Origin of the sequence: Pseudarcicella hirudinis (assembly GCF_900115665.1) — a bacterium.
Taxonomy (GTDB): domain Bacteria; phylum Bacteroidota; class Bacteroidia; order Cytophagales; family Spirosomataceae; genus Pseudarcicella; species Pseudarcicella hirudinis.
This window is the reverse complement of the sequence record NZ_FOXH01000003.1, coordinates 48923-70186: the sequence shown is the minus strand read 5'-3', so window position 1 is coordinate 70186 and position 21264 is coordinate 48923. Positions and strand designations below refer to the sequence as shown.

The 21264-nt window shown below is 37.0% G+C and carries 17 protein-coding genes and 1 tRNA gene; 6 read left to right on the top strand and 12 right to left on the bottom strand.

Annotated elements, in window-relative coordinates:
• Positions 1 to 2: 2 nt before the first annotated feature.
• From BM179_RS06150 to BM179_RS06140, 3 genes are all read right to left on the bottom strand, one after another.
• Positions 3 to 431, bottom strand: coding sequence for a hypothetical protein (locus tag BM179_RS06150; RefSeq protein ID WP_092013874.1), 429 nt, complete (start codon positions 429 to 431; stop codon positions 3 to 5).
• 27 nt (positions 432 to 458) lie between these two features.
• Positions 459 to 1784, bottom strand: a complete 1326-nt coding sequence (locus BM179_RS06145; RefSeq protein ID WP_092013871.1) for a DUF6973 domain-containing protein — start codon at positions 1782 to 1784, stop codon at positions 459 to 461.
• A 622-nt stretch (positions 1785 to 2406) separates the two neighbouring features.
• A tRNA-Met gene (locus tag BM179_RS06140) sits at positions 2407 to 2479 on the bottom strand.
• Between the two features lie 160 nt (positions 2480 to 2639).
• Here BM179_RS06140 and era point away from each other — a divergent pair.
• The 3 genes from era (at position 2640) to BM179_RS06125 (ending at position 6089) form a co-directional block, all read left to right on the top strand.
• A complete protein-coding gene (gene era / locus BM179_RS06135) occupies positions 2640 to 3539 on the top strand; it encodes a GTPase Era (protein ID WP_092013868.1) in 900 nt (299 codons plus the stop codon).
• A 159-nt stretch (positions 3540 to 3698) separates the two neighbouring features.
• Positions 3699 to 5021: a ribosome biogenesis GTPase Der gene (der, locus tag BM179_RS06130; RefSeq protein ID WP_092013865.1), complete on the top strand. Its 1323-nt coding sequence runs from the start codon at positions 3699 to 3701 to the stop codon at positions 5019 to 5021.
• A gap of 153 nt (positions 5022 to 5174) precedes the next feature.
• Positions 5175 to 6089 (top strand): DMT family transporter, encoded by a 915-nt coding sequence (locus tag BM179_RS06125; RefSeq protein ID WP_092013861.1) that lies wholly within the window; start codon positions 5175 to 5177, stop codon positions 6087 to 6089.
• Positions 6090 to 6144: 55 nt separating this feature from the next.
• Here BM179_RS06125 and BM179_RS06120 read toward each other — a convergent pair whose 3' ends face one another.
• The 4 genes from BM179_RS06120 to mutL all read right to left on the bottom strand — a co-directional run bounded on the left by BM179_RS06120 (position 6145) and on the right by mutL (position 11243).
• The gene (locus tag BM179_RS06120) at positions 6145 to 7176 is read right to left on the bottom strand and encodes a WD40/YVTN/BNR-like repeat-containing protein (RefSeq protein ID WP_092013858.1); all 1032 of its coding nucleotides are present in this window, start codon (positions 7174 to 7176) and stop codon (positions 6145 to 6147) included.
• Positions 7177 to 7480: 304 nt separating this feature from the next.
• Positions 7481 to 7837, bottom strand: a complete 357-nt coding sequence (gene rplS / locus BM179_RS06115) for a 50S ribosomal protein L19 (RefSeq protein ID WP_092013855.1) — start codon at positions 7835 to 7837, stop codon at positions 7481 to 7483.
• Between the two features lie 330 nt (positions 7838 to 8167).
• Positions 8168 to 9175: a M28 family peptidase gene (locus BM179_RS06110; protein WP_092013852.1), complete on the bottom strand. Its 1008-nt coding sequence runs from the start codon at positions 9173 to 9175 to the stop codon at positions 8168 to 8170.
• Between the two features lie 172 nt (positions 9176 to 9347).
• Positions 9348 to 11243, bottom strand: coding sequence for a DNA mismatch repair endonuclease MutL (gene mutL, locus BM179_RS06105; RefSeq protein ID WP_092013849.1), 1896 nt, complete (start codon positions 11241 to 11243; stop codon positions 9348 to 9350).
• A gap of 475 nt (positions 11244 to 11718) precedes the next feature.
• Here mutL and BM179_RS06100 point away from each other — a divergent pair, with 475 nt between their 5' ends.
• Entirely contained in the window at positions 11719 to 12522 is an 804-nt protein-coding gene (locus tag BM179_RS06100; RefSeq protein WP_092013846.1) for a Rossmann-like and DUF2520 domain-containing protein, read from the top strand.
• Positions 12523 to 12527: 5 nt separating this feature from the next.
• On the opposite strand, the gene BM179_RS06095 is transcribed toward BM179_RS06100, so the two are convergent.
• From BM179_RS06095 to BM179_RS06085, 3 genes are all read right to left on the bottom strand, one after another.
• Entirely contained in the window at positions 12528 to 13133 is a 606-nt protein-coding gene (locus BM179_RS06095; RefSeq protein WP_092013843.1) for a hypothetical protein, read from the bottom strand.
• Positions 13134 to 13261: 128 nt separating this feature from the next.
• On the bottom strand, positions 13262 to 13519 hold the full coding sequence (locus BM179_RS06090) for a hypothetical protein (RefSeq protein ID WP_092013840.1): 258 nt from the start codon (positions 13517 to 13519) through the stop codon (positions 13262 to 13264).
• Positions 13520 to 13621: 102 nt separating this feature from the next.
• On the bottom strand, positions 13622 to 14920 hold the full coding sequence (locus tag BM179_RS06085; protein WP_092013837.1) for a serine hydrolase domain-containing protein: 1299 nt from the start codon (positions 14918 to 14920) through the stop codon (positions 13622 to 13624).
• Between the two features lie 318 nt (positions 14921 to 15238).
• On the opposite strand from BM179_RS06085, the gene prfA reads away from it, so the two are divergent.
• Entirely contained in the window at positions 15239 to 16309 is a 1071-nt protein-coding gene (gene prfA / locus BM179_RS06080) for a peptide chain release factor 1 (protein WP_092013834.1), read from the top strand.
• A 110-nt stretch (positions 16310 to 16419) separates the two neighbouring features.
• Here the strand turns inward: prfA and BM179_RS06075 are convergent, their stop codons facing one another.
• Complete coding sequence (locus BM179_RS06075; RefSeq protein ID WP_092013831.1) at positions 16420 to 18354, bottom strand: tetratricopeptide repeat protein; 1935 nt, start codon at positions 18352 to 18354, stop codon at positions 16420 to 16422.
• A 50-nt stretch (positions 18355 to 18404) separates the two neighbouring features.
• Entirely contained in the window at positions 18405 to 19439 is a 1035-nt protein-coding gene (locus BM179_RS06070) for a sensor histidine kinase (protein ID WP_092013828.1), read from the bottom strand.
• 158 nt (positions 19440 to 19597) lie between these two features.
• Between BM179_RS06070 and purB the strand changes: the two genes are divergently transcribed.
• Positions 19598 to 20944: an adenylosuccinate lyase gene (gene purB / locus BM179_RS06065; protein ID WP_092013825.1), complete on the top strand. Its 1347-nt coding sequence runs from the start codon at positions 19598 to 19600 to the stop codon at positions 20942 to 20944.
• The last annotated feature ends 320 nt before the right edge of the window (positions 20945 to 21264 follow it).

The following is a 21264-nucleotide window of genomic DNA, read 5'->3' as shown; positions in this document are numbered from 1 at the left end:
TATCAATTTGTTAGGTTTACCGAAATATCTAAATTCCCCTCATTCGCATTAAGATGCCTGAAATCCAGAATAGTTTTGTCATGGTACCAATCAAATATTTTCTCAAATCTGACATCCCCTTTCTTTAATGGGATTCTCAGCGTATCGCCATAATTCATGCTGGAGCTAGCTTCATGAAGTTCCGATATTAACCGTATCTCACAGTCTTCATTAATCCTTCCATTAATCTTAACCTTAGCCCCTACGATACCTTTTCTTTTAACCTTTAAATGAATGACTGTATCCTTATAGATATCTGTTATCCGTAAAGAAGAGATATTGGAGGACTGCACATCATGCCACATGGAAAAAAACTTAGGTACGAGCAATAATGCTAATCCTCCAAGTAAGAACCCAATAAATATTCCCATTAAAATATATTTCTTTTGCATTGACTATTTCCAGATTTAATTACCCTATTAGTTGCAAGGTATATCGCCACGATTGTTGCAAATTCCATCATTGTTTGTATTTCCTTGTGTAGGGAAAAGTCTGTTGCCTTCACCTGATTTAATTGCACAAAGAATTCTTTTAGCTATTGAAAGTTTGTCGCTAGGGTTTCCCCCATAATAAACAAAATTAAAAGCCACATCTCGTCCTAACTGATTGTTATGAAAGTCCATTATGCTTAATGGTGGATAACTTCCATCTGCTCTCCTATCACAATTTTCATGAGCATCTGCCATTTCCTTTGCAATATTAACTCCCCAAGAAATAGTATTAAGAGCATTCCACAATGCGTGTTTGAAAGCATTAGCATTGGTGCCATCCTCTTCTGAGCAATAAAAATACCTTGTATATTGAGTGGCAATATCAGCATTGAGCTTTATTTGAGTTTTACTATAATTAAAATTGCTCATATGACTATAATAGTAATCTTTTTCAGCATCACATGGCTCTTCAATAAAAATATCATTCAACGTAAGTTCACTGCCTGTACCACCCCCATCTTCAATAATACTTATAGGTAATTCAGGCGAGTTTATAGGGTAAGAAGATGTTGGATCAGTATCATCTACCCAAACATATTCTGTATCCGTATAATTATAAGAAACATTACATTCATCTTGAAAACACGAAATGGTATACCAATCTGTTTCAACCCGCTCCCAATGGCCATTAGCTATTTTCCCATTTTTTACACTGTTTGAAGCAGATATATAGCCGGAAACTACTCCATTTTTATACTCATAGCCTTTTAAAAATTCCTCATCCCAGCTGTAGTAATTTATTTGCCCTGAAAAGTCCTTGGGAGTAATCTTATTTTTTGGGGATGACAGATAGTTCTGATCGCCAATAACCTTCACTATAAGTGATTGTGTCTTTCCATTATCATCATTAAAGATTAACAAACTGGACTTCACATTTAATTCTTCAGACCATTTCGGGCAATTTTTAACTGCATTTTCTTTTTTGGAATCCCGAATTCTTGCTCCAATTTGATTTAAATAGACAATAGGAATAATAATGACCTTATTTTTTCCACTTCCATATTCTTTCGCTAAATCCCAGCTGCTAATTTTTAGATTGGATTTCTTCTGAGATATTTTGGATGCATTTCTACCGATATTCGATATTAATAAATTTTCTTCATACCACTTTTGGGCACTTGGAATACTCATTTCGATAATGTCTTTAGATAACGATTTGGGGGAGGGTGTTAACTCTTTGTTCTGGTGGCAGGCATAGAAGAGTCCATTGGCTGTAATACATAGCAGTAGTAAGCCTACTAAGCGTTTTTTCATTGTTTAATAGTTGTAGTAGTTTTTAAAATAATTATATGGTAGAAAGTATTATACGTTTCAACGGTAAAAAATATTTATCCCATTCATTGCAAAATATTTGAAATAAAAGAGGAAAATAGCCCACCAATGAAAAAACTAAAGTTAGGCATTATTTATTTAAAGTAAAAACCAGAATGTTTCTTTCATATTAATTCTAGATCATATTGAATAAATAATTCTGATTGAAATTCTCGTCGTGCTATTTATAAACTTGGAACATGACCTAAGCTAAGTCTATGTTGACCGACAGGCACGACATATTCCGAACGAATGGATTCTCCTGACCCTCACGGAAAGTAGAGCTTTGTGTGCTGACACTGCGAAATTAATGAACTAACAAATCTGCAATATTTAACATCTTAATATCGCCAGGTTGGTTAAAAAGAAGCGTTTTAAGGCATTACATTCGTTATCCATGAATCAAAAGCAGCCTAACTTTTATGCGAAAATGTGCGGCACTGTCTGCATCCTCAAATTCATTGATGGGAAATTTCTTACAAATGTAGACAGATTTCGAAAATATAAGGAAGGTTGAAATGTTGTACCAAAAAGAAAAAAGCCACTTAAAAAGTGGCTTTCTGAGTAGCGGGAGCCAGACTCGAACTGACGACCTTTGGGTTATGAGCCCAACGAGCTACCAACTGCTCCATCCCGCGCTATATCGGAGTGCAAAGATGCAAGGTTGTTTCGAAAAAAACAAGTATCTTTGTGAAAAATATTTAATTTTATTCGGAAAATAGTTTTTTTAAGCTGATTATCAGGAACTTTGTATCTGATAATTTTATTTCTTTATTACATATATCATTAACATTGAAGATGGAAAATCATAAAGCAGGATTTGTAAGTATTGTAGGAAAGCCAAATGTCGGAAAATCTACACTTATGAATGTTCTGGTAGGAGAAAGATTATCAATTATAACTTCAAAAGCTCAAACCACCCGTCATCGGATTATGGGAATCCTGAACGGGACACATAATGGGACTGAATTTCAATTGGTTTATTCGGATACTCCAGGAATCATTCTTCCCAAATATGAGCTTCACAAGTCAATGATGAATTTTGTGCATAGTTCCCTGGAAGATGCAGATGTTATTTTATTTGTGACGGATATTTTCGAAAAATATGATGAAGATGATGTAATTAATAAACTGGCAAGAATAGACCATGTCCCGGTTCTATTACTTATTAATAAAATTGACCTGGCTACGCAAGAGCAAATAGATGAGAAAATAGCTCATTGGAGAGAACGTTTTCCGACGCAGGCTATTATTCCGATTTCTGCTTTGAAAAATGAGAATATTGGTAATATTTTTGACCAGATTGTTGAAAAGTTACCTGTTCATCCTCCATATTTTGATAAAGAGGAACTAACAGATAAACCTGAGCGATTCTTTGCTTCTGAAATTATCAGGGAAAAAATATTCCTGAATTATAAAAAAGAGATTCCTTACTCATGTGAAGTAGTTATTGCTTCATTTAAAGAAAGCGAGGATATTATCCGTGTAGCCGCAGAGATCTATGTGGAAAGAGTTACTCAAAGAGCTATTTTAATCGGCCATAAAGGTGAGTCTATCAAAAAAGTAGGCACTCAGGCCAGAGAAGAAATGGAAAAGTTTTTTGGGAAAAAGATCTTCCTGGAACAATTTATAAAAGTTGAACCGGATTGGAGAACGAAAGTTCAGAAGCTGAAGTCGTTTGGCTATCAGCAGGATTAATTCAATTGATTCGAATCGGAGGGTTTTCCTGGCATTCGAATATTCATTTTAATACATAAACCCATGGGGTGCTTGCAAAACTAGAGATTAGTTTGTGATTTTCAGAAATCTAATATTTATCTAACAAAAGCAGGGAACATTCCATATAAAACAAAAATTATGTCAAATATTGTTGCTATCGTAGGTCGCCCCAATGTTGGGAAATCTACCCTTTTTAATCGCCTTATAGAGCAGAAAAAGGCTATTATGGATAACGTTTCAGGTGTTACCAGAGATCGTCACTATGGCTATGCCCAGTGGACCGGAAAATTCTTTACTGTCATTGATACAGGAGGATATGTTCATGGCTCGGAAGATATTTTCGAAGGAGCAATTCGTGAACAGGTTGAAATGGCCATTGAAGAAGCTTCAGTTTTGCTTTTTGTGGTTGATTGTCATACAGGCCTTACTGACCTCGATAAGGATTTCGCTGAAGTATTACGCCGTTCAAGAAAGCCGGTTTATCTGGTTGCCAACAAAGCTGATACACATGAAAAAGCACATCAGGCAGCTGAATTTTATGAATTAGGTTTAGGAGAACCGCATGCTATTGCTGCTGAAAGCGGATCAGGAACCGGAGATTTATTAGATGCTGTTATCAGCAATTTCCCGGATGAAGGTGTTGAAAATCCTGATGCCGGTGTTCCTAAAATTTCTATTTTAGGTCGTCCGAATGTTGGGAAATCATCATTTCTTAATGCCCTTTTAGGAAAAGACAGAAGTATTGTAACTGATATGGCAGGAACAACCCGCGATGCCATCAATAATCATTACACACTTTATGGAAAAGATTTTATCATTACAGATACTGCCGGAATCAGACGGAAAGCAAAAGTAGATGATAACATCGAATACTATTCTGTACTTCGCTCTTTAAAGGCGCTGGAAGAATCTGATGTAGCTATTGTACTGGTTGATGCAACAACTATTGATCCGCAAAGAGGTCTTGAAGCCCAGGATATGAACATTATCAGTATGGCCGACAAAGCTAAAAAAGGTATTGTTCTGATGGTAAATAAATGGGATCTGGTTGCCAAAGATTCAAAAACTGCTTCAACTTTAGAGAAAGCAATCAGAGAACGCATGGCTCCTTTGAACTACATGCCTATCATTTTTACTTCTGTTCTGGAAAAACAGCGTATTTTCCAGGCAATTGAAAAAACAATGGATGTTTACGAAAACAAAACGCGGAAAATTGCTACTTCCAAATTAAACGATATTATGCTGAAGGTGATTGAAAACTACCCTCCTCCAGCCTGGAAAGGGAAGTATATCAAGATCAAATATATGACGCAGCTTCCTACTCCGTCTCCATCATTTGTATTATTCTGTAATTTACCTCAGTACATAAAAGAGTCATATACAAGGTATCTGGAAAATCAAATGAGAGATCATTTTGAGCTTGACGGTGTACCAATTCAATTATTTTTCCGTAAAAAGTAAATTGTATATCTTTGTGATATGATTGCTATTCAACTAAATATCTGGTCTCTTCTACTTCGCTCAAAAAGCTAAGGAGGGAGATTATTTATATAATTTTGACAAAGACCCTTCTCATTCCGAGGAGGGTCTTTTTTTTTCTAAACATATAATCAAATGAAACAAACCACCAGGGTAAATTATCTGCTTGGCGCAGGATTAATTTTTTTCGGAGCCGTTTTCTTTGCAGGAAAAGCTGTTTTGGTAAAATACAATTACCTCCATTATCATGTAGACACCGTCTCTCTTCTGGCATTGAGAATGCTGTCTTCTTTGCCTTTTTACCTCATTATTCTTGCATTCAAACAAAAAAAGAATGAAAATGTGCAAAAAATTACCATCAAACAGTGGAGTTGGATTGTTATTTTAGGAATTGTCGGGTATTACCTGGCTTCATTGTTTGACTTCTGGGGTTTGAATTATATTACTGCAAGTGTGGAAAGATTAATTCTGTTTCTCTATCCTACTATTGTTGTAATTATTTCAGCCATTTTTCTAAAGAAACCAATTTTCAAGATCCAATATTTCGCATTAATTATCACTTATCTGGGTGTTTTATGTGCTTTTATTCCGGATTTACAGATTGGCTTGCAAAAGAATCTTGTCATCGGATCAGTTTTGATTTTTCTCAGTGCTTTTACTTATGCGTTATATCTTATCGGAAGTGGAGAAATGATCCCTAAAATAGGCTCAACACGGTTTACCTGTTATGCTATGATAGTTTCGACCATAATCGTTATGCTTCATTATGCTTTAACAGCTCAGACAAGCCTTTTTAGCTATCAGATTGAAGTTTATTATCTGAGCGTTAGCATGGCAGTATTTTGCACGGTTATTCCCTCATTTATGATTTCAGAAGGAATCAAAAGAATAGGATCAGGAAATGCTTCTATCATTGGAAGCGTCGGACCGGTCGCAACCATTGTAATGGCCAATCTATTTCTTGATGAAAAAATCAATGGCTTACAGCTTTTAGGTACATTTATCGTTCTTGCCGGAGTTCTGATGGTTTCCTGGAAGGGTAAAAAATAAAAACGGGGAGACAGGTTAAAATCGAACCTGTCTCCCCGTTCTCAAGCATATTTTCTTATTTTAAAATTTTAATGTCCAGTCTTGCAATATTGCCTTTCCCTCCCACGGCCCAAATATTTTTACCTGCTGTACTGATTGCGTGAAATGAAGAACGATCTATTTCTATCCAGCTTTTCCCAAAATCTTTGGAATATGAAGTCCCTGAAGGACCAACCGTAACTAATACTTTCTTTTGAAACAGAATAACCCCTTCCTTCAGACCCTCCGGTTGAGTTGGAGCAACTTCTTTCCAAACCTCTCCACCATCTGAAGTAATCAACACATTATTTCCCGCCAGATTTACATTCTGATAGTCTCCTCCAACTGCAATACCATTATACTCATCCCAAAATCTCAGACCAAATAATCCTGTTGTTTTACCTGCTTTAATCGGTGTTTCAACGACCGTCCAGTTTATTCCTCTGTCATTACTTCTAAAAATCCTGCCTGTTTCACTTCCTCCTGTGCAAATAAAAACACTGTTTTTACCAACTGTAACGAGACTTGTTCCACTTGCCGCGAAAGCGGCCTCTCCCTCTTTGGTTTCGGGAAGAGTTTCCGATTCTATTTTTTTCCAGGTCTGTCCCCCGTCATCAGTCCCCATCAGATAAAACTTTCCTCCAATCGGATCACTAAAAGCTATCCCGTTTTTAGCATCCCAGAAATCTATTCCATCAAAAAACACTCCTTTAAGATCCGTTTGAAACACAAGTTCCCAGTTATTTCCACCATCTATGGTTTTATAAATCTTTGCTGCACCTTTATCCGAATCTCCCGCACTCATAGCTACAGCAGATTTTCCGTCAAAAGCATGAATATCTCTGAAATCAAGCGCTTCCGCACCTTTTACCTGAAATACTTCCCAGGATTGCCCGGCATTAAGCGTTTTTATAACTGTTCCTTTGGTTCCACCAGCCCAAACGATATCGGCATTAACAGCATGTACCGACCGGAAACTAGCTTCCGTTGTTACAGTTTGTTTAATCCATTGAGACTTGCAGACAGAAGAAGCAGAAAGGGCTAAGAATAGCAATAAGAGGTTTTTCATAGTTATTGATGAATAGTTCGAGGCTACAATTTACTAAAAAAGCTGAATTGTTTCCAATTCAGCCAGATATTAGTGTGTTAGGCAGGAAGTACGGCATTGCGTTAAAAACCTTTTCTAAATTTAGGCCGGGATTACATCAATATTCTATAATTAAAGGCAGAGAGCAGATTTTTGGTTAGTGAAATACTGTTTTTTGTATGTCAAAAAATCGCAGGATATCGGTTTTTATGTTTAAAATAGCCGAAAAACAAGAAAGTCATCCCGAAGGATGACTTTCCAAGTATGGTATAATCTGAAAGAAATATTATTTCTTTTTCGCTTCTTTAACACGAGCAGCTTTACCTTGTTTGCCACGAAGATAGAACAATCTTGCACGACGTACTTTACCAAGACGTAAAACTTCAATTTTGTCAATGTTTGGAGATAAAAGCGGGAAAATTCTTTCAACACCCACTCCGTTAGATACTTTACGAACTGTGAATGATTCACCAGCTCCAGAGTTTTTACGTTGGATAACCGTTCCCTGGAAAACCTGGATACGTTCTTTGTTTCCTTCACGAATTTTCACGTGAACGTTGATCGTGTCTCCTGCTGAGAATACGGGCAATTCAGCACGGCGAGCTGCATTTTCAGCTTCTACGAATTTAATTAACTCGTTCATTTTGTAATGTTTTTATCTGTTAAAAGTCTTATTTTATTTGACTTGAAAGTATTCAGCGGTGATTTTAATGACTTGATAAAGAGTATTTTACACCCAATCAAATTGCCCAATCACATAATTACCTTTTCATTTGGGGTGCAAAGATAAAAAATATTTTTCAAGGAAAAAAATATTGCCCGATAAAAGACAATGAATATTAAACAGCAGGTATCATAAAAGGGTATATTTTTTCAAAAAGCACAACTTTCTCGTTTTCAACTTCTTAGTTGTAAAAAGAAAGACCTGATATGATGAACATATCAGGTCTTTCAAATATGAGCTTCTGATGGATTACTCCTGATACAATACCTGTAACACAGTTTGTCCTACAGCCTTGAGAGTTGTTTTATCAATTACAGACATATTATCTCCATGAGTGTGATGATAAGCCCCGAAAGTATTAGCATCATTTACGCGAAGTTCTACAATGTCAATCATCTGTATCTTTCCGATTTCATTGACAGCAGTATGATCATCTGTTAATCCTCCGCCATCTTCATCTTTGAAATAATTAGAATAACCCAACTGATTCCCTATATCCCAGATATTTCTTACAATCATTGGCGCATATTGCATGGAAGTACCTTCATGAGGGAAAGTTGCTCCTTTTGCACCGACCATATCAAGAAGAATACCATAATAAGCTGTGTAATTCTCTTTATGTTTATGTGTTGCCCAGTATTGCGAGCCCAAACACCAGCTTGTTGCTTTATGCTCTCCGGTAAAACTTTCGGGTTCTCCTGTATCTTCCGCATCAAATAAAATAATATCAACTCCTACATTCGGTTTATTTTGGGCACTCTGAATAGCTCTTGCAATTTCCAGTAATACTCCTACCCCACTTCCTCCGTCATTAGCTCCGTCAATCGGCAAATTCGGATCTTTTTTATCCTTATCTGCTACCGAACGTGAGTCCCAGTGGGCCGTCAATAAAATGCGTTTACTTGCTTTTGCATTAATGCTTCCGATAATATTTCTGGCATTCAGCTTTTTCCCGTCATAAGTATAAGCCACAAAATCCTGCGTTTCAACCTCCGCACCGAATTGCTTTAATTTAGCTACGAGCCAGTCTCCACAAGCTTTATGGGAAGCCAGATTAGGAACCCGGGGTCCAAATTTCACCTGCTGATCTATAAAAGCATAGGCAGAATCCTGGTTAAAGGTTGGTGCGGGGACCAGATCAATTGTATTGGTTATTTCTGTGGTTTCTGAAGGTTTTTGGCAGGATTTGAAATAAACAGCCACACCTGATAAAATAAATATCGCCAGTAGAAAAAGGGCAATTCTTTGGGTTTTCATCTAATTGATAATTTTTGAATATGCTGAAAAGGTAGAGGAGGGTTGCAGGGTTATAATAACAAAAGCGTCTAAATATTAATTTATGACAGGTTATTTTCTAAATCAAGAATTTTGATCCGGTTATTTATTCCACACAACTCCCTGTTATTGCTTCCAATCAAAGTGTTTCCGGTTACTTCAGAAATAAATTTGCCATATCACTCAGACTTAGAATCTTCATTGTAAGACTTCCGCCCGGTGAGTAACTTGGATTGGAGGATGCGAATAACTGCTCTACGATAGTGTTCATTTCTAAAGTAGTTAATTTATGATTTCCGAAACGACCGGCAGAGCGTTTTGCCATCGATCTGGCAAGATTATCAAGTTTATCCAGATGTAATTCCGCCTCGTTTTGCTTAAATTGTTCCAGTAAACCTTCTATTAATTCCTGCTCGTTTTCATCAGGAGTATCTGCCGGAATACCATTCACGATAAAGGCATCATGTCCGATAACGTTAAGCATAAAACCTAAATTGCGAATTTCATCCTGAATTTCGAGTACCAAATGGAAATCTGCACTTGTTAATTTTACCGTCTTAGGAAACAATAGCTGCTGGGACGCTCCATTTCTTTTTTGAAGATTCTGAAGGTATTTCCCATACAAAATTCTCTCATATGCTGCTCTTTGGTCAATCACCAACATTCCGGATTTCACCTGAGAAACAATATAACGATTATGAATCTGGAAAGTCGTACCCTCTGATTCCGTTGAAATTCTAGGCGGTTTCTGATCAAAAAACTGATTAGCTCTGCTTTGAACAGTTACAGGTTCCTGATTATCCTCATCAAAATCAAACTTTACCTGTTGAGGTTCCTGACGATTTCCATTGTTATCAAAATCATCAAAACTTCTATTCAATCCTTCATAAAGCTTATTCCAGTTGGTCAGGTTACTTTTCTCAAGAGGTGTTTTTTCCGGAACTGAAAATCCGCCGCCAAAACCGGATTGCTGGTTAACATTCCTTGAAAAAGGTGAATTATCTCTCTCAAAAAGTCTATTGAAGTTAACATCCGTTTCAAAATCAAGAGAAGGAGTTAGATTATGCTGGCTCATTGCCCTTCTTACGGCAGCCTGAACAATGGCATAAACGGTTCTTTCATCATCAAATTTGATCTCCGTTTTGGTCGGATGTACATTTATATCGATATGAATAGGGTCTATTTCAATAAAAAGCACATAAAAAGGGTGGGTTCCTTCCGGAATCAATCCTTCAAAGGCCGTCATTACCGCATGATTCAAATATCCGTTTTTAATATACCGGTTATTAGCATAAAAAAACTGTTCCCCTCTGGTTTTCTTGGCAAATTCAGGCTTACCTACATAACCTCGTACACTTACAAAAGAGGTTTCCTCTTCACAGGAAGCTAATTGTTCACGATAAGATTTACCGAATAAATCTACAATTCTTCTGCTCAGTTTTCCGGCAGGAAGATTGTAAATCTCTGAGTCGTTGTGGTAAAGCGAGAGGGATATATCCGGGTTAGCCAGTGCGATTCTTTGAAATTCATCCAGGATATGGCGCATTTCAACCGGATTGGATTTTAAAAAATTCCTACGGGCCGGTACATTGTAGAAAAGGTTTTTAACCTGAATATTTGTGCCGGGGGGTGTAGATACCACTTCCTGAGCTTTCAGTTCAGACGCTTCCAGCCGAATCAGAATGCCTAATTCATCTGTAATTCTTCTGGTTCTCATCTCAACCTGAGCAACAGCAGCGATAGAAGCCATTGCTTCCCCACGAAAGCCCATGGTTTTGATCTTAAATAAATCCTCTGAACTACGGATCTTAGAAGTAGCATGCCTTTCAAAACACATCCGCGCATCAGTTTCAGACATACCGATACCATCATCAATTATCTGAATCAATGTTTTACCTGCTTCTCTGACAATCAACTGGATTTGTTTAGCCTGGGCGTCGATAGAATTCTCAAGCAACTCCTTCACCACTGAAGCCGGACGCTGAACGACTTCACCGGCAGCAATCTGGTTCGCAATCGAATCAGGCAGAAGTTGAATAATATCTAGCATTTTCTTGTATACGATTGATACTTCCTGATATGTTAGTGGCTAAACCCGTAAAATCAGGAAGGTCGGATAAATCCGATTCAAGCAATAAATTTCGTCAGATTTTGAGGTAATCCCAACAAAAATTGAGTTTTAATACGGACTACTTTGCGTTTTCCTCAATCAGATCCCTCCAAATGGTCTTTCAAAGATAATTAAATATTTAAATCGGAGACCCTAATTTTTATCTTCTGCACCGAATAAATTTCACGAAAAGTAAAATTAAGAAGATCTCTCCCGAGAAGTCCATCTATCTGAATGTCCTGAATTTAAACTCTGGTACAGTTCAGATTTTACCTGCCAAAGAACAAAACGTGCATGGAAAGTGATGATACTTTTTTGAGGAAACGCAATTATATTTAATTTTGGCTTTAATCTTACTGAAAACAATACCTTACCTTGTCTTTCAGTGTGAAATAATTCATTTGTAAAACATATTATGAAAATCTCTTTTATCGGATCCGGGAATGTTGCCTGGCATCTTTCCTGGGCCTTGGACAATGCTGGACACGCTGTTCAGGAGGTATATAGCAGAGACATAAAAAATGCTAAAGAATTAGCCAGAAGGCTTTACAATGCCAAGGTTCAGAAGGATTTGAATTTCGCAGAATCTCTGGCAGAGGTATTCTTTTTGTGTGTTTCAGATGATGCCATAGAAGAAGTATTACAACAATTGGTTTTGCCGGAAAATGCAAAAGTTATCCACACTTCCGGGACTAAATCGCTTTCTGTTTTAGATAAGTACGCAAATGTGTTTAGCGATGTACCTGTAGAAATTGGTGTATTTTATCCCTTACAGACGTTTTCTAAGAGCTTTTCTATAGATTTCAGTCAAATTCCGATCTGTGTGGAAGCCGAAAATGAAATTGTGGAAAACTTGTTGATAACTCTTGCACAAGATATTTCCGATGTCGTTTATGAAGTCAATTCCGAAGAGAGAAAAGTCTTACATGTGGGGGCAGTCTTCGCTTGCAATTTCACGAATCACCTGCTTGGTTTAGCTCAGGAAATGTTAAAAGATAACGATTTGGATTTTAAGCTTTTACAACCATTAATTAAAGAAACTTTTAAAAAGGCCTTGTTCTCAGAAAACATTTTTGAGGTCCAGACAGGGCCGGCCAGACGGGGAGATCAGCAGATTATTCAGCAGCATTTACAATTATTAAACAATCAGCCGAATCTCCTGGAGATTTATAAAGTTGTTACAAAAAGCATTATGGATAAGTATCGGGGGGATAGCTGATTTATCTATTTATTGAGTGTTTTGGGGTCAATTCGTTTTATTACTTCTTTTCTTTCAAAACGAATCATCCATAACCCGATCAATTCGTTTTTTCTGCGGAAATAAAGGCTATCTAACTTACTCAGTTCTCCCAATTTTTCTATCTTCTCTTTCGGCAATCCTTTAAATTGGTTTTCTGCTAAAATCGGAGCTGTATAATAAAATAACGTTCCGTCTTCATTCTTTTGAACATTATCAACCTGTTCAATATGATTCTCAGAATTATACTGATATGCTTCCAGTATTTCATTTACCTTCTGTCCGTTTGAAGCAGTCTTTAATTTCAAAGGGCTTCCGACAAAAATTTGTATGTTATATTTTTTTGACAGGGAATCTATCAATTTTCTGTCCTCCAGACTCCTTACCAGATTTCCATTAAGTTCTCCGGTTATCTTTTTCCCCAGCTCATCAACTATAGTGGTAAGTTGAGTAATCGTTATCCTTTTCAACTCTCTTTCTTTCATTTCCTTTACAGCAGCTCTGGTATCAAGCCTTTTACTGAAATCGCATGAAATCAACAGCATATTACCCGAAATAAACAGTACGAGAGAAATGAATATATACTTCTTCATAAATATTAAATTAGACACTCTGAAAACTAAATTTTTTAACAATGCTGCAAAGATACTATCCTGTAACAAGAAAAGTCGCAGCAAGGCCGCGACTTTACACTTAAAACATCACACTCTATTAATCTAAATTACCATCTTCTAGGATATCCGTTATAATAACGTTTATGATATCTTGGATAAGAATATGAATATCTCGGCACTACTACCACCGGAGGTGGCGGTGGAACCGCATAATATGGTCTTCCATAATATGGGCGGGCGTAATAAGGACGGCGATAGCCATAATCTCCTCTTACATAAGTTGGCCCGCATGAACTAAGTAATCCTGTAAAACCAATTAACAAAATCAACAGGAAAACAATTCTATTTTTCTTTAATTTTTCCATGGCATTTTTCGTTAAGCTACACATTAGATTATGCTCAAACAATGAAGGTTTAATCTAGCCTATAGACAAGTTAATAGCCTCTTTCCCCTATTCATCTTCAGATTATTCCAGAGCCTGATATACCAGAACTTTAATTTTATCATGAATTTCCGAATGGCTGTTTGGAAAAAGCTGGAGAACAAACTGAGCAACGATTTTCTCCTCGGGGTCAATCCAGTACTTTGAGCTAAACATTCCTCCCCAGCTAAACGTACCGACTGAACCTAATATTTTGGGATAATTATCTTTTGTAATTAACTCAAAGCCTAATCCAAATTTAGTATTTACTTTACCCGTCGTCAGATCTCCAATCTGATTTACCGTCATCAGGCTGACAGTATGTCTGCTTAAAATATGTTTTTCCTTATAATTTCCGCCATTTAAAAGCATCTGCATAAAAATGGCATAATCATATGCAGTGGAAACCAGGCCACCTCCCCCTGAGTAAAACGTTCCATTATCCTGATTCGGATAATCTCTGTAAAAATCAGCATTTACTTTCATCAATTCCGGGGCTTTAATCAGATGATGTTCTTTATCTTCAGTATAAAGCATGGCCAGTCTGTTACGTTTAGCCTGAGGGATATAAAAGTACGTATCTTTCATTCCAAGCGGTTCAAAAATATTTTTCCTGAAATAATCATTGAGGCTCAATCCACTGACAACCTCTACCAGATAACCTAAGACATCAGTATTCAATCCATAAGTCCATTTTTCTCCCGGTTGATGGAAAAGTGGCAAAACAGCCAGCTTTTTAATATTTTCAGACAATAAGCCTCCTTTTAGCCCAATTCCCCCTACCACTCCTGCTTTCCCATAAACAGCATTCATCGTAGCATCGCCGATCTGTGCATATCCTATCCCTGAAGTATGCGTCAAAAGATCCCTGATTGTAATTTCTCTTTTAGCGGCGACAACCGTGTACGTGCTGTCTTTCTTCTCAAATTTGTCTAAAACCTTAGGCTTTTTAAACTCAGGAATATATTTTGAAATCGGATCGTCCAATAACAATTTTCCCTGATCGTACAGCATCATAACAGCAACACTTGTAATTGCCTTAGTTTGAGAAGCGATTCTGAAAATGGCATCCTTTTGTAAAAGTTTATTGTTCTCTTTGTCGTCATAACCAATGGCTTTATGATAAACAATGTGTCCGTTTTTGGCCACCAACCCGATTGCTCCAGCTATCCATCCACTATCCACCGCAGCTTTTATTAACTGATCCACTCTGGCTAGTCGCTCCGGTGAAAAATTATTTCTCTCCGGAAGATCTACTGTCAATGCGGTTCCTTTCTGAGCCTGAGCATAAATGAGGTTGGTCCACAATACACCACACAGTATTATTGAGATTATTCTTTTCATATTAAACAGATTAATTAGATAGTTTTTAGCATAAAAATAACGATTTTAGCTTTGTTTTATAAACCATTTTATCTCCTGATCAGAAGAATTTTATCGATAAAATCTGTTTTAAATAGATTCCTTTTATCTGAAAAACTCTTTCAAGGAGATGTTATGGCAAATAATCCTCGTTTTTTTTATTCATACTAACCTCAATGCTTACTTATCTGACAAAATTTTACTTAAATTTTTTAGTATCTTTGCACTCCGAAAATTAGCTTAGGTAACTGGTTCTGAGTAAAACCCCGGTTATCCAGCCAATTCTAACGATCATATACCATGCTTGAACAATTAGAAGCCATTCGTGAACGCTTTCTCGAAGTAGAACAGCAAATTGCCATGCCCGAAATCGTATCGGATATGAAGAAATTCACGACTTTGAGCAAAGAATACAAAGATCTTCAAAAGATTTGCGACCAGTACGCACTATATCAAAACCTTATTTCAAACATTGAGGGAGCCAAGGAAGTCATCGCCACAGAAAAAGATGAGGATTTCAGAGATATGGCCAAAGCAGAACTTGATGAATTACTTCCGAAGAAAGATGCAATGGAAGAGTTACTGAAGGAAATGCTTATTCCAAAAGATCCAAACGACTCAAAAAACATCATTCTGGAGGTTCGTGGTGGTACAGGTGGGGATGAAGCCGCTATTTTCGCCGGAGATATCTTCAGAATGTATCAGCGTTTTGCTGAAAAGCAAGGCTGGGTTTTTCAAATTATGGATTTCACGCCGGGTACTTCAGGAGGCTATAAAGAAATTATTGCCTCTGTTCAGGGAGAGGATGTTTATGGTAAAATGAAATTCGAATCAGGAGTTCACAGAGTGCAGCGTGTTCCGGCAACAGAATCCCAGGGACGTATTCATACTTCCGCTGCTTCGGTAGCCGTGTTACCTGAGGCGGATGAAGTAGATGTTCAGGTAAACATGAACGATATCCGTAAAGATACATTCTGTTCTTCCGGAGCAGGTGGACAATCGGTTAACACTACTTATTCAGCTGTTCGTGTAACCCACCTTCCGACAGGATTGGTTGTACAATGTCAGGATGAGCGTTCTCAAATCAAAAACTTTGAGAAAGCCATGACTGTTTTACGTTCGAGACTTTATGAAATTGAATTAGAAAAACGTAATGCTGAAATTGCCGGCAATCGTAAAACGATGGTTGGTTCCGGCGATCGTTCTGATAAAATTCGTACTTATAATTATCCTCAAGGTCGTGTAACCGACCATAGAATTGGTTATACAGTCTATAATCTTCCGGTAGTAATGGACGGAGAGGTCGGCGATTTCATCGAACAATTACGTATTGCAGAAAATGCTGAGAAATTGAAAGAAGGAGCCATGTAAAAGATATATTATTCTAAAAAGGGAGTCAGGAATGAAATGAATATTCACTTCGGTTCTGACTCCCTTTTTTATACAACAAGTAATACACTGATTATCTTATACTTAAATTATCAGACAGCTCCTAACAATTTAAGTGCCTGTTTGGCTTCATTATAATCCGGTTGAATCTGTAAAGCTTTTTGGATATCTCTGATGGCTCCGGCTCTATCTCCTAACTGATTTTTTGTCAGTCCCCTGTTATAAAAATAGATCGCATCCATGCCTCCTTCTTTATCAATGACAATATTGAAATTTTCCAGTGCACTTTGCGCATGTCCGGAATTAAGTTGAGCGGCTGCCAGAAACCCTCTGGTAAATGTCGACTTCGAATTTTTCATGGTCAACGCTTTTTCAAAATCAGGGATAGCCTTTTCTGGCTGGCTCAGATTAAAATAAGCAATTCCACGATTCATATATGTTTCCCCGCTTTTTGCCCCTTTTTCAATTGCCATTGAAAAATATTCTGCGGCCTTCTTTGCATCACCTTTAATTCCATAAGCCGTTCCGAGATTTTCCCAGGGGCCGGAATCATCTTTGTATCCTAATTCTATCGCTTTCAGGTTATCTGCTATTGACTCATCTAATTTTCCCTCTTTTTCTCCGATGTACTTACCACGAGTATAGTAAGACCGTGGGTCATTTGGATAAAGTTCAATATTTCTGCTAAAAAGCGTTCCCGTATTTTCCCATATTTTTACTTGTTTTCTGGTTTGAAAAATACAAAAAACAACAAATAAACTCAGAACTGCCCATACCATTTTAGTATAAACAGCAGACTTTTCAACCAGACTTTCCAGAAGCATTGTAAATAAAAAAAACAGACCTATGTATGGGATATAGGTATAACGATCAGCCATTATTGCTGCCCCAACAGAAACTATTTGTAAAACCAGCGCTATAGTGATTGTAAAAAAGCCTATCGCAAATACAAATAGTCTGGATTTCTTAAAACTAAATGCAGTGGCAATCAGAACTAAAATCATGAAAACCAGACCAATCGGATACATTTTATAGTTTGGCCCTACTGCTTCATAAGGGTAAAATGCCCCCAATTTAAAGGGAAAGAACAAATGCCAGCAATACATCATAAAACCATAACCAGCATATTGCAATCTTTCAAAAAGAGTAAATGCCCTTACGCTTAATGCTGAACGTTGCTCTCCTACCAGCTGAATCATTCCATGAAAATCGCCTCCGCTCTGGATATTGACAGCAATTAATCCAAAAACCAACGAAACGATCAGGAATGGAATTTTTTCAACTATTGCTTTTGACTCTATTTTACGCCCCATCCAATAGTCAAACAATAACAAAACAAGTGGCAATACAACTGCCTGCCCTTTCGACATACATGAGCAAAAGAACAGGAGAAATGTCAAAATCAAATACTTTACTTTTCTTCCGGAATTAAGGTAAACCAGGTAATTTATACCTGCCAGCAAAAAGAAAAAGCCATAGAGGACATCCTTTCTTTCTGAAATCCAGGTTACAGATTCAACACGCATGGGGTGAACTGCAAATAATAAAGCCGTAAATAAAGGCACCATTCTTTTCCCCGGAACCAGTAAGGACACCAGTAGAAAGACGAGAATACTATTTAATACATGGATAAAGAAATTAGTTAAAATGAAGGATCCGGGGTTTTCTGAACCTGAAACCGAAGCATTCATCATCATTGAAATAACCGTGAAAGGATGATAATTCAGGGCAACATGCGTCTTAAAAGCTTCTCCCCAATGACCCTGAGGTTGAGTTACCAGATAATTATTCTCAATATACACATGGTCATCCCAGTCAACGAACTGATTTTTGAATCCCCCCGAAAAAGCGATGAACGAAGCTATGACCAATAAAAGAATTACAAGACCCTTCCCTGCTCCTGAGGAAAAAAAAGATTCTTTGGGCACATTTTGCCCAGACTTTTGCAAGATTTCTTCAGTAGAAGGCGATCTGAAAACAGATTTTGGTGATACGGTGTTTTTTGAATGATTTTTATGCTTCGACATTATCCGGAAAATATGTGTTAATTTTCAACAAAGACAAAAACACCTTACAATCAATCCGCTTTATCAAGCTTAAAACTAAAGGTTGTCCCTTTATCCGGCTTCGACATCACAGATATCTTAGATTTATGTGCCTGAACTATGTGTTTCACAATAGCAAGCCCCAGACCTGTTCCTCCTTTATCTTTAGAGCGGCTTTTTTCTATGCGATAAAATCGTTCAAAAATACGATTTAAGTGCTCTGGGCCTATTCCGGCACCGTTATCTTTCACTGAAATAAGCCAGTGTTTCTTGTCATCTTCAAAACTAACAACAACCTTGCCATCTTCTTTTCCATATTTTATGGCATTATCAATTAAATTAGTCATCACCTGGCTAATTCTTTGATTATCAGCACTAACATAAGTTTTTTCTGTTGGTGCGGTAATCTTAACCGTCACATTTCTATCTTTAATTTTACCTTCTAACTGCTCAAAAATCTCTTTCGTCATCGCCTGAATATCTACTCTTTCTTTATTCATTTTGATATCCCCGATTTCCATTTGAGAAAGCGTCAGCAGATCTTTAACCAGGGCATCTAATCCATCAAGGCTTTTTGCGGCTTTCATCAAAAATTTTTCATTGACTCTCTCATCATTCATAGCTCCGTCTAAAAGCGTATGCACAAAACCCTGCGCAGCAAAAATCGGTGTTTTCAATTCATGGGAAACATCTGCTAAAAATTCTCTCCTGAATTTCTCCAGCCTTCTCAGCTCATTAACCTCCTGTTCTTTTTTTGCTACATAGACGAAAAGCTCATCATTCAACTTCTTAATCGGATTGGCGTTACGGTATAATTTCTTTTTTGAAATAAGGCTAAAGTCCTTGGTCTTTAATCTGTTTATCGTATCATAAAGCTTATTTACCTCCTGAAAAACCAGATAATCCAAGGCAAAATAGATAAGAAATCCACCGATAATCATGGTAGCAATGAAACTGATAAAAATCACATTGGCGGTGGCTTCCGGCAGAAAAGACAAAAAAGCTGTAACCAGAATGGCAATAGCGGTGGCCAGAAGAAATGCGAGAAATCGAGGGTTAACAAGCATAATGGTATTATTCCGGAAATTTAAAAAGTCAAAGTTTCGTGTTTTTTCGCTTAGTTTCGTTCAAATCTATGTTAAATCTCATAAAATCCTATTTTCCTTCCTTCCTCACCGCTCAAATAGTTCATTTTTTAGTAACTTTGAACTTTGAAAGCATCTTTATGGAACTGAATCAATTAACCGCTATTTCCCCGGTGGACGGGCGTTATCGTAAACAGGCAGAAATGCTTGCTCCGTATTTTTCAGAATTTGGACTTATCAAATATCGTGTTCAAATTGAAATCGAATATTTTATCGCACTTTGTGAAATTCCTTTACCTCAACTTGAAGGGATTAATAAAAACCTGTTCAGTAGTCTGAGAGACATATATCTCAATTTTACTGAGCAAGATGCTTTATGGATAAAAGAAACCGAAAAAGTGACGAATCACGATGTTAAAGCGGTCGAATACTTTATCAAACATAAACTTGAAAATACAGGTATCGAACAATATCTTGAGTTTATCCATTTCGGTCTTACTTCCCAGGATATTAACAATACAGCAATTCCTTTGTCATTAAAAGATGCCATGGAAGTAGTGGTAATGCCTAAAATTGCCGAAGCAATTACCAAAATCAAGGAACTTGCTGAAGAATGGAAAGACATCGCTTTATTAGCACATACCCACGGACAGCCAGCCTCTCCTACACGCTTAGGTAAAGAATTTATGGTTTTTGTTGAACGACTTGAGCGCCAGACAGAACTATTGGAAACCATTCCTTTTTCAGCAAAATTTGGTGGAGCTACCGGAAACTTCAACGCTCATACTGTTTCATATCCTGAAAAAAACTGGGTTGATTTTGGCAATAACTTTGTTAAATCTCTTGGTCTTCAACGTAGTAAATATACCACGCAAATTGAGCACTACGATAACCTTGCAGCTTTATTGGATAATTTAAAAAGAATTAACAACATTGTTTTAGATCTTGATCGTGATATCTGGACTTATGTTTCAATGGGTTATTTCAAACAAAAAATTAAAGCCGGAGAAGTAGGCTCTTCAGCTATGCCACATAAAGTAAACCCGATAGACTTCGAAAATTCTGAAGGAAACGTCGGAATTGCTAATGCCTTGTATGAATTTTTATCTTCAAAGCTTCCTGTTTCACGTTTGCAAAGAGATTTAACAGATTCTACCGTATTAAGAAATCTTGGTGTACCGATTGCTCACCAGATGATTGCTCTGACTGCATTATTAAGAGGTTTAAATAAACTTGAATTAAATCAGGATGCTATTAATACAGATCTCGAAGACAACTGGGCAGTTGTCGCAGAAGCGATCCAAACCATTTTACGAAGAGAGGGTTATCCACAACCGTATGAAGCGCTAAAGGCTCTGACCCGTAAAAATGAGAAAATTACGGAAAGAACAATCTTTGAATTTATTGATACTTTAGAGATTAGTGATAAAGTAAAATATGAGCTAAAAAGAATTACTCCTTTCAATTATCTGGGTGTTTTTGAATAAGATTCAACCCGAATTCCGGCAATTATTTGTTATTCAAGCTTATAAATCGTAAAAAAAATATCAATATTTTTTGAAAGTAAATTTTTATCAATAAGTTTGCATCAGAAAAAGAAACGGGGTTTTCTATTTTAATTCAAAAAATGACAATTAATTTCAAAAATACTTCATGGTGGTGGCAACAGACAAACGTCCGTTGAGCAGTATCATTTTGTATTTTCGATAAAGAATATATCTTTTCACGAAAGGCTTACTGTTCAACGCAGTAAGCCTTTTTGTTTTATGCTGAATCCTAATATTGCTGATTATAATCAATAACCGAC